Source organism: Mycobacterium sp. TH-M103, assembly GCF_057473785.1.
This window is the reverse complement of record NZ_JBYCLG010000237.1, coordinates 1-4,164: the sequence shown is the minus strand read 5'-3', so window position 1 is coordinate 4,164 and position 4,164 is coordinate 1. Positions and strand designations below refer to the sequence as shown.

The following is a 4,164-nucleotide window of genomic DNA, read 5'->3' as shown; positions in this document are numbered from 1 at the left end:
GAGGCTCGCTCCCCCGCCGGTTCAGCCGGCGGGCACCAGATCGGCGGCCACCGACGGCCAGGCCAGCAGTCCGCTGCGGAACGTTTCGGTATGGCCGATCGAGCCGTGCGGGACGGCCGCCGCGGCCAGCGCCTGGGACTTGAAGATCTGGGCGGCCATGCTCAGGCGGTGCTGAACCAGGCCCACGCTCTCGTCGAGCTCGGCCGGCCAGTCCTCCCCCCACAAAGTGACCTCGGTGACGCCGTGGTCGAGGGCCTGCAACACGCCCTGGCGCACCCGGGCGTCGCACCCGAACAGATCCGCCGCGGCCGCCAGGGCCTGCGGACGCGGACGGGATTCCATCGTCGCCAAGACGTCCTCCAGGTCGAGCACCCGCGCACCGAGGATCTGCAGCGGCCGGGGGTCGGGGTGATCGGCGACCAGCACCGTAACGTCCCATCCCGCCATTGCGCGGTCGAAGAGCCAGCCGCCGGCGAACCCGACCACGTCGACGACGCCGGTGGCCACCACGTCGAGCCGGTACCTCATGTCGTCGCGCTCGTCTCGCCCGTTGCCGGGGGCGCGAAGTCCCTCGCCAACGTCTCGGCGTACTGCTTGAACACCTCGGTGAGCGGTATTGAAGGGTCGAGCAACCATGTGGTTTCCATTCCGTGGACGAAGGCGAGAATCTCCACTGCCTTGATGGCGGGGTCTATGTCCGTGCGGTAGCGGCCGTCGGCCTGACCGCCGCGGATGAGGTCGGCGACGATGTCGACCGCGGCCCGGTGCCTGGCCAGCATGCGGTCGTGCAGCGGGGCTTCGGGAAGGATGTTCTCCACCAGGAGCACCGTGAACGTGCCCACCAGTTCGGGCGCGCGGTGGAAGCGGTCGGCGACCTGGGCGATCTGGGCGAGCAGGTCGCCGGTCCGGTCGGCGTGCACCTCGTCGTCGAGGTCGCGCGCGTCGAGCACCGCGTGCAGCAACTGCTCCTTGGATTCGAAGTGGTGCAGCAGCCCTGCGGGGGTCACCCCGGCTTCGCCGGCTATCTGGGCCAGCGTCGTATTGCGCCAGCCGTTGCGGATGAGCAGGCGCTGGGCGACCTCGAGGATCCGCTGCTTGCGGTCCTCGCCCTTGGCGAGGAGCGTGTCGTACCGCCGCGTGTCGGGCACCGAATTCGTCCGTCCGCCGGATGAACAACCTAGTGAACACACAGTAGGTTGGTTTGGCGACTGTGACAAGGGTCTCACATGAGCTGTTTTTCGGCGGTTGTCGCGCCCCGCTAACCGACGAGTTCCACGAGGGTCGCGTTGGCCGTGCCGCCCCCCTCGCACATGGTCTGCAGGCCGTAGCGGATCCCGTTGTCTCGCATGTGGTGCGCCATGCGCGTCATCAGCACCGCACCGGAGGCGCCCAGCGGATGCCCGAGGGCGATGGCGCCGCCCAGCGGGTTGACCAGGCCCGCGTCGGCGCCCGTCTCGGCCAGCCACGCCAGCGGGACCGGCGCGAAGGCCTCGTTCACCTCGAACACGCCCACCTCCGACAGCGCAACGCCGGCCTTCTTCAGCACCTTCTCGGTCGCCGGGATGGGACCGGTGAGCATGAGCACCGGATCCGCGCCGGTGACCGCGCCCGCGCGGTAGCGCACAATCGGCGTCAGCCCCAGTTCGAGCGCCATCTGCGAGGTGGTCACCAGCAGCGCGGCGGCCCCGTCGGAGATCTGCGAGGAGTTGCCCGCGTGGATGACCCCGTCCTCGACGAATGCCGGCTTGAGCGTGCCCAGCTTCTCGACGCTGGTCCCGCGCCGAATGCCCTCGTCCGCGGTGACGACGGCCCCGTCCTCGGTGAAGACCGGCACGATCTGGTCGGTGAAGGCGCCGCGGTCCTGGGCCGCGGCGGCCCGCTCGTGGGACAGGGCCGAGTATTCGTCGAGCCGCGTGCGGGACAGGCCCCACTTCTTGGCGATCATCTCCGCGGACAGGCCCTGGTTGAAGGAGAAGTCGTCATAGCGGGCCAGGACTTTGGGGCCGTACGGCATCCCCGTCGCCCGGGCCGCCCCCAGCGGGACCCGGCTCATCACCTCGACGCCGCCGGCCACCACGACATCCTGCTGGCCGGACATCACTGCCTGGACCGCGAAGTCCAGGGCCTGCTGGCTGGAACCACACGCGCGGTTGACCGTCGTCCCGGGGATGGTTTCCGGCCACCCGGCGGCCAGCACCGCGTAGCGGCCGATGTTGCTGGACTGGTCGCCGACCTGCGACACGCATCCCCAGATCACGTCGTCGACGATCTCCGGGCCGACGCCGGTACGTTCCAGCAGTTCGTTGAGGACGACCGCGGACAGGTCGGCGGCGTGCAGGCCCGACAACCCGCCGTTGCGCTTCCCGACTGGCGTGCGTACCGCTTCGACGATGACCGTTTCACGCATGTTCACTCCGATTGCTCCGATTTCTTCAGCGCCCACTGACCAGTAAACGACGGCTCCCGCCGCTCGGCGAAGGCGGCATAGGCGGCGGGCACGTCCACGGTGGCGAAGTTGACGATCTGAGCGCGGGCCTCGTTGGCCAGCGCGTCGCGCATGGTGCGGTCGGCGCCCTCGTTGAGCAGGGCCTTGGTCTGGGCCAGTGCGACGGGCGGGCCGGCCGCCAGCCGCCCGGTCAGGTCCTCGACGAACGCGTCGATCTCGGCGGAGGGCACCACCCAGGTCACCAGGTTCAGGTCGTGCGCCTCGGCGGCGCCGATCGTCTCGGCGAGCAGCGCCAGCCGCTTGGCCTGCTGCAGGCCGACCAGTCTGGGCAACAGCCACGAACCCCCGAGGTCGATCGACAGGCCGCGCTTGGAGAAGATCTGGCAAAACGTCGATTCCGGCGTCGCCACCACCAGGTCGCAGCCCAGCGCCAGGTTCCAGCCCGCGCCGACGGCGACGCCGGTCACCTTGGCGACCGTGGGAACCGGCAGCTCGTGCAGCGCCAGCGCCACATCGGTCAGGCGCTGCAGCTTGTCGCGGGGGTGGACGTCGTCGCGAACGGAGATGTCGGCGCCGGAACAGAAGCTGCCGCCGGCGCCGGTGAGCACCAGTGCGCGCACGCCGCGGTCCCTGCCTGCCGCGTCGAGCGCGTCGCGCAGCGCGACCCACAACTCGGGGTCGATCGCGTTCTTGCGGTGCGGACGGTTCAGCGTCAACGTGCGCACGCCGCCGCGATCCGCCGACAGCAGAACAGGATCCGTCATCTATGGGTCAATAGCTCCGCGGCAGCTTCAACACGTTGGCCCCCAGGAAGTTCAGGATCATCTCCTGGCTGACCGGCGCGATCTTCATCAGCCGGGCCTCACGGAAGTAGCGGGCGATGTGATACTCCTCGGAATAGCCCATGCCGCCGTGGGTCTGCAACGCGCGGTCGGCGGCGGTGAAGCCGGCGTCGGCGCACAAATATTTCGCGGTATTCGCCTCGCGGCCACAGGGTTTCCCGTTGTCGTAGAGCCACGTGGCCTTGCGCAACATCAGCTCGGCGGCGTCGAGGCGGGCCAGCGAGTCGGCGAGCGGGAACTGCAGACCCTGGTTCATCCCGATGGGCCGGCCGAAGACCTCGCGCTCGTTGCCGTACTTCACCGCTTTGGCGAGCGCCACCCGGCCGATGCCGAGGGCCTCGGCCGCGATCAGCATCCGTTCCGGGTTGAGGCCGTCGAGGATGTACTTGAAGCCCTTCCCCTCCTCGCCGACTCGGTCCTCGACCGGCACTTCGAGGTTGTCGATGAACAACTCGTTGGAGCTGACAGCGTTGCGGCCCATCTTGCGGATCGGGCGGATATCGACGCGGCTGCGGTCGAGGTCGGTCAGGAACAGCGTCATGCCGTCGGTCTTCTTGACGACTTCGTCGTAACTCTGGGTGCGCGTCAGCAACAGGATCTTCTCAGACTCCATGGCTTTGGAGATCCAGACCTTGCGGCCGTTGACGATGTAGCGGTCACCGTCGCGCTTGGCGAACGTGGTGATGCGCGACGTGTCGAGCCCGGCACCCGGTTCGGTCACCCCGAAGCAGACATGGGTTTCACCGGTCGCGACGCGCGGCAGCGTGCGCGCCTTGAGCTCGTCGGAGCCGTGCACCACCACCGGTTGCATCCCGAAGATCGACAGGTGGATCGAACTGGCCGCGTTCATGGCGCCGCCGGATTTGGCGACCTCCT

The 4,164-nt window shown here is 68.9% G+C and carries 5 protein-coding genes; all 5 read right to left on the bottom strand.

What is annotated here, in order from left to right; genetic code table 11:
- Positions 1-21: 21 nt before the first annotated feature.
- A complete protein-coding gene (locus AC2VOR_RS13715; RefSeq protein WP_486963953.1) occupies positions 22-528 on the bottom strand; it encodes a hypothetical protein in 507 nt (168 codons plus the stop codon).
- Positions 525-1,148 (bottom strand): TetR/AcrR family transcriptional regulator, encoded by a 624-nt coding sequence (locus tag AC2VOR_RS13710; RefSeq protein WP_369737020.1) that lies wholly within the window; start codon positions 1,146-1,148, stop codon positions 525-527. Before AC2VOR_RS13710 ends, AC2VOR_RS13715 begins: the two co-directional genes overlap by 4 nt.
- Positions 1,149-1,258: 110 nt before the next feature.
- The gene (locus AC2VOR_RS13705) at positions 1,259-2,407 is read right to left on the bottom strand and encodes a thiolase family protein (RefSeq protein ID WP_369737019.1); all 1,149 of its coding nucleotides are present in this window, start codon (positions 2,405-2,407) and stop codon (positions 1,259-1,261) included.
- Positions 2,408-2,409: 2 nt separating this feature from the next.
- Positions 2,410-3,210 (bottom strand): enoyl-CoA hydratase/isomerase family protein, encoded by an 801-nt coding sequence (locus AC2VOR_RS13700; protein ID WP_369737018.1) that lies wholly within the window; start codon positions 3,208-3,210, stop codon positions 2,410-2,412.
- A 7-nt stretch (positions 3,211-3,217) separates the two neighbouring features.
- Positions 3,218-4,164: acyl-CoA dehydrogenase family protein (locus tag AC2VOR_RS13695; RefSeq protein ID WP_486963952.1), on the bottom strand; the 947-nt coding region annotated here is incomplete at its 5' end.